At 61.3% G+C, this 4,799-nt stretch carries 4 protein-coding genes; 1 reads left to right on the top strand and 3 read right to left on the bottom strand.

Annotated features, from left to right (window positions below):
- Nucleotides 1-836: BamA/TamA family outer membrane protein (locus tag D6877_RS25625; RefSeq protein ID WP_153189077.1), on the top strand; the 836-nt coding region annotated here is incomplete at its 5' end.
- Nucleotides 837-963: 127 nt separating this feature from the next.
- On the opposite strand, the gene D6877_RS25620 is transcribed toward D6877_RS25625, so the two are convergent.
- From D6877_RS25620 to D6877_RS25610, 3 genes are all read right to left on the bottom strand, one after another.
- Nucleotides 964-2,769 carry a FimV/HubP family polar landmark protein gene (locus tag D6877_RS25620; RefSeq protein ID WP_130912512.1) on the bottom strand — a complete coding sequence of 602 codons (1,806 nt, stop codon included), beginning with the start codon at nt 2,767-2,769 and terminating at the stop codon, nt 964-966.
- Nucleotides 2,770-2,896: 127 nt separating this feature from the next.
- Nucleotides 2,897-3,331 (bottom strand): MarR family transcriptional regulator, encoded by a 435-nt coding sequence (locus D6877_RS25615; protein ID WP_016771142.1) that lies wholly within the window; start codon nt 3,329-3,331, stop codon nt 2,897-2,899.
- 323 nt (nt 3,332-3,654) lie between these two features.
- On the bottom strand, nt 3,655-4,799 hold a 1,145-nt coding region (locus D6877_RS25610; RefSeq protein ID WP_130912511.1), incomplete at its 5' end, for an RQC domain-containing protein.

The raw sequence follows: 4,799 nt of genomic DNA, 5'->3' as shown, positions 1-4,799 counted from the left end.
TCGGCGACAAGCAGGAGCTGTACAGCGAGTTCTATCAGCCGCTGGACGTCGGCTCTCGCTACTTCGTCGCGCCCTATGGGTCGTTCGAGGCGCAGAACGTTGACTCGGTGCTGGATAACGATCCGATCGCGCAGTATCGCGTCGAGCGTTACGGCTTCGGCCTCAACCTTGGGCGGCAGATCGGCAACAACGGTGAAGTGCGACTCGGCGTCGGGCAGGCCTGGGGCAAGGCTGACGTGCGCATTGGCGATCAGGATCTGCCGAGCGAAAGTTTCAACGAAGGCTTCTATACCGTGAAGTATTCCTACGACTCTCTGGACAACGTCTACTTTCCACACGAGGGCAAGGACGTCAGCCTGACCTTTACGCAATTCGAACCGGAACTGAGCTCGGACACGCGCTATCGTCAATGGGAAGTGAATTTCGACAAGGCCATGAGCCACGGGCCGGATACGCTGATACTCGGCGGGCGCTACGGTCGGACGCTGGACGATGCCAACGTGGTGACTTCGAGCTTCCTGCTCGGCGGCGCGCGGCAGTTGTCGGGGTTCCGTGAGGATGCGCTGTCCGGGCAGAACGTCAGCCTGATGCGCGCTGTGTATTACCGTCGCCTGACGCCGCGCTCATACCTGCCACTGGACTTCCCGCTGTACGCCGGCGCCTCGCTGGAGCGCGGTCGGGCGTGGAACAACGACAATGAATTCGACAGCGGCTACATCAATGCCGCGAGTGTGTTTATCGGCTTCGATACGCCGCTGGGGCCGTTGAATTTCACTTATGGGTTGAATGATGCGGATGAGCAGGCGGTTTATCTGAATCTGGGGCAGACGTTCTGACGTGAGACGGTGTTGGCCGACCTGACGCCTTCGCGAGCAGGCTCGCTCCCACAGGGAGAGCGCATTCCATTGTGGGAGCGAGCCTGCTCGCGAAAGCGGTCCAGGATGAACCCGAATCCGTTGGCGCTCAGCGAATCCCCGCCAACAACGTCCTTGCCGTCTGCTTCAACGGCTCGTCCCCTTCCCTGAGCAACTCATTGAGCAGCGCGATCGCACTGTCGATGTCGCCGTCGTCGATACAGGTTTGCGCCTGTTCGAGCTTGCCGGCGGCTTCGGTTTCGGTTTCGGTGGACTCGGGTAATTGCAGATCCAGAGGTTCCAGCACCAGCGACGTCTCGGGATCGCCGAACTCATTGAGGAAGTCATCGTCGAGCGGCTGGGCGTGGGGCTCGGGGATCCATTCAAGTTCGGCTTCTTCGCCAGATGCAGCCTGTGGCAGTTCAAAATCGACAGGCAGCACTGACAGGCTGGTGCCCAGTTCCGGATCATCGATCGGCGGTGCGGCGGAATCGACGCGGCTGTCGTTGAGATCCCAATTTGAATCCATCGACAGCTCGCCCAGATTCAATTCGAAATCATCCTCCGCGGGGCTGAGCGTCGATGCGAGCGGCGCACCGACGGTCGCTGCCGTGGCCACGGGCAGCTCGGGCGCCACTGGCGGTGTTGCAAACGCCGATGCGGCGCCCGCCAGTTTTGGATGGCGCGCGCGTGCTTCGACCAGTTCGCGGTCATCAACACCGAGGGCACGCAGATGTTTTTCCTGCTGTTCATAAGTGTCGCTGTCGCCCTGCCGCCCCAGTACTTCAAGGAGCTGCAAACCAAGATCGGTGCGCTCCGGTTCCTTGTGCAAGGCATCGCGCAACATGCCGGCGGCTTCGCTGAGGCGGCCGTAGGCCAGATAGATGCCCACGGCCTCCAGCACGTCGCCGGCACCGGGTTCGTCGCGATGATCGGCGCCCGCGTGCGAACCGACGGATTGCTGCAGTTCGGGCTCATCGACGTCGTCTTCGGCGCTCACCGGCAATAGCGGCAGCGCCGTGCCATCTGCTGTCGAACGTTGCTGACGGCGGCGTATGAGCAACGCTGCCAGCACCCCCAGCAGCAATATCAGTCCACCGAGCAATGGCCAGTTCAGCCCCTCGTCTGTTGACTCGACCGGATCTGAAACAGCGACCGGAACCGGCGCGACCACGGGCGGTGGCGGTGCTTTCTGCACTTCGGCCAAGCGGGTTTGCAAGTCGTCGATCTGCTTCTTGTCGTCGGCAATCTGCACTTGCTGCTCTTGCAGCCTGAGGTTCTGTTCGTCGATGGTCTTTTGCAACTGCTGGGTCAGCAGCACGCTGGCGGCCAGTTGCTCGGCCTGCGCATCGTTGGCAACTGCCGCTGGCGTTGGCGGCACAGGCGCGGCAGTGCGTTTGCCCTGGGCAGCCTGGGGCGGCGCGGTAACCGGTTCGACGGTTGGAAATTCAGAAGATTGCGGACGCGGATCCGGCTCGTCGGTGGCGGGCACGATGCCAGGCGAGCCCGGCGGATCGATCAGCACGGTGTACTCGCGCAGCAGACGGCCGTTGGGCTGATCGAGTTGCACGAGGAAATTCAGGAAGGGTTCGTTGACCGGCTTATCCGAGGTCACCCGGATCATCTGGCGGCTGCCGCGCAGGATCGGAGTGAACTTGAGATCGTTGAGAAAGAACACCCGCTCGACGCCGGCCCGGCCGAATTCATCGGCCGAGGCCAGGCTGGCCGAGAGATCGTTTTGCGTCAAAGTGCCGACATCGACCAGCGCGATGTCGGCCTTGAACGGCTGATTGAGGCCTGAGTGAACAGTGATTTCGCCCAACCCCAACGCCATCGACCAGGTCGAATAGCTGAATACGCCAGCGAGCAGCAGCCATTTGGCGCCCCCGCGCAGCACGTGCCGACTTGCGAGCATGAGCATCCCTTAAATAAGCAAAACCGGTTTCTATGCGTTCGCACATCCGGTACGAACACGATATTGCCCAGTAGTTCTTATAGTCCGCTCAGCGCGATCTCTCAAAAAATCGCTGCCGGGATGTGCCTCAAGATTTTTCCAGGTTGGCCAGAATGTGCCCGTGCACGCGCATGCACACCTTCAAATCCGCCTCGTCGACGCCTTCGAACAATTCGTGGCGCAGCTGCGTGGCAATGGTTTCGATCTGTTCGATCAGGGGCAGCGCAGGTGCGCAGAGAACGATCTTTTTCGCCCGACGGTCTTCCATCACGGATTGGCGTTGCACCAGTCCCTGGTTCTCCAGACTATCGAGCAAGCGCGCCAGGGTCGGGCCTTCGACGCCGACACTCTGCGCCAGTTCGCGTTGGGTCGGCGCCTCTTCAAAACGCGCCAGATGCAGCAGCACCAGCCAGCGCGCCTGTGAAAGGCCCAGCCCGGCGAGACGACGATCCAGTTCGGCACGCCAGCCACGAGACATCTGGGCCAGTTGCATACCAAAGCGATGTTGATCGGTTAACGGCATAAAACACTCACGGTTAGACTGAAAATACGGAAAATCTAATTATTAGTCAGCTAAGCATGGGCGGCAGTTATAGGCAAGAGTCGCTCTGTACTGAATCGTTACAACTGCGCGAAGATCAAAAGCCCCTCACCCTGGCCCTCTCCCAGAGGGAGAGGGAACTGAGTGGGGGATGCTTTTGAGATTCGCCAACGTCAAAGCGCTGTGCTGAATCCATAATCGACTCGATTTTGCGGGTCGACATATGACACCAGACACCGCGGTCGGCTCCCTCTCCTCGGGGAGAGGGCTGGGCGGGCGGCGTTCCGATGAGGGGTCGGGCCAGATTACATCTCGAATTCAGACTGCAACGCCGCCCGCACGCAATACAGCACGCCTTCAGGCACACGCCCGGCAAACAATTCCGCCACTTCAGCGACGGACGGCAACTCGCCCTCACCATCGAGGAACGCGTCCTGCACTTCGCTCATCAGCTCTTCTGGCAAATCCAGCGCCTGCTCCAGCGACAATTGCTGCTTGCCGATGGCTTCGGCGAGCATGGCGTAGACGTTCTTCTCCGAGCACTGCAACTGCCCGGCGATCTGCAGCGGGGTCATGCCGGCGCGGGCCAGGGTGATCAACTCGTGACGGACATCGGCGACCACCTTCGGCGCCTCGGCCTCGCCGCCGAGCACTTCGAGGAAGGCTTCGCCGTAGCGTTCCAGCTTGCGCGCGCCGACGCCGCTGACCCGGGCCATCTCCGCCAGCGAGGTCGGCTGGCTGCGGAGCATTTCCAGCAGCGTCGAGTCGGGGAAGATGACATATGGCGGCACGCCGTGTTCTTCGGCAAGCTTGCGCCGTAGTGCGCGCAAGGCTTCCCACTGTTCGCGTTCTTCGCCGCGCACCAGTTGGCTGGCCTGGCTCTTGCTGCCGGTCTTGGCGGTGACTTGCGGTTTCAGGTCGCGGCGCAGTTCCAGCTTCACTTCGCCTTTGAGCAAAGGCCGGCAACTGTCATTCAAGCGCAGACCGCCATAACCCTCGTGATCGACATCGGCCAAGCCACGCGCCACCAACTGGCGGAACAGCGAGCGCCACTCGCTCTCGCTCAACGCCTTGCCCACGCCAAACACCGACAAATGCTGATGGCCGAAGCTGCGCACTTTTTCGTTGTCCTTGCCCAGCAACACGTCGACCAGATGCCCGACGCCATAACGCTGACCGGTGCGGAAAATCGCCGACAACGCCTGACGTGCAGGCTCGGTGGCGTCCCAGGTCTGCACGCCGTCGACACAGTTGTCGCAGTGCCCGCATGGCTCGGGCATGTCTTCATCGAAATAGGCCAGCAACGCCTGACGCCGGCAGCGGGTCTCTTCGCACAGCGAGAGCATGGCGTCGAGCTTGTGCTGCTCCAGACGTTTATGCCGTTCGTCGCCTTCTGAGTTCTGCAGCATCTGCTTGAGCATCACCACGTCTTGCAGACCGTAAGCCATCC

Source organism: Pseudomonas sp. Sample_9, from assembly GCF_004307535.1.
In the GTDB taxonomy this organism is placed as follows: Bacteria; Pseudomonadota; Gammaproteobacteria; order Pseudomonadales; family Pseudomonadaceae; genus Aquipseudomonas; species Aquipseudomonas mercuritolerans.
This window is presented reverse-complemented; position numbering and strand designations above follow the sequence as displayed.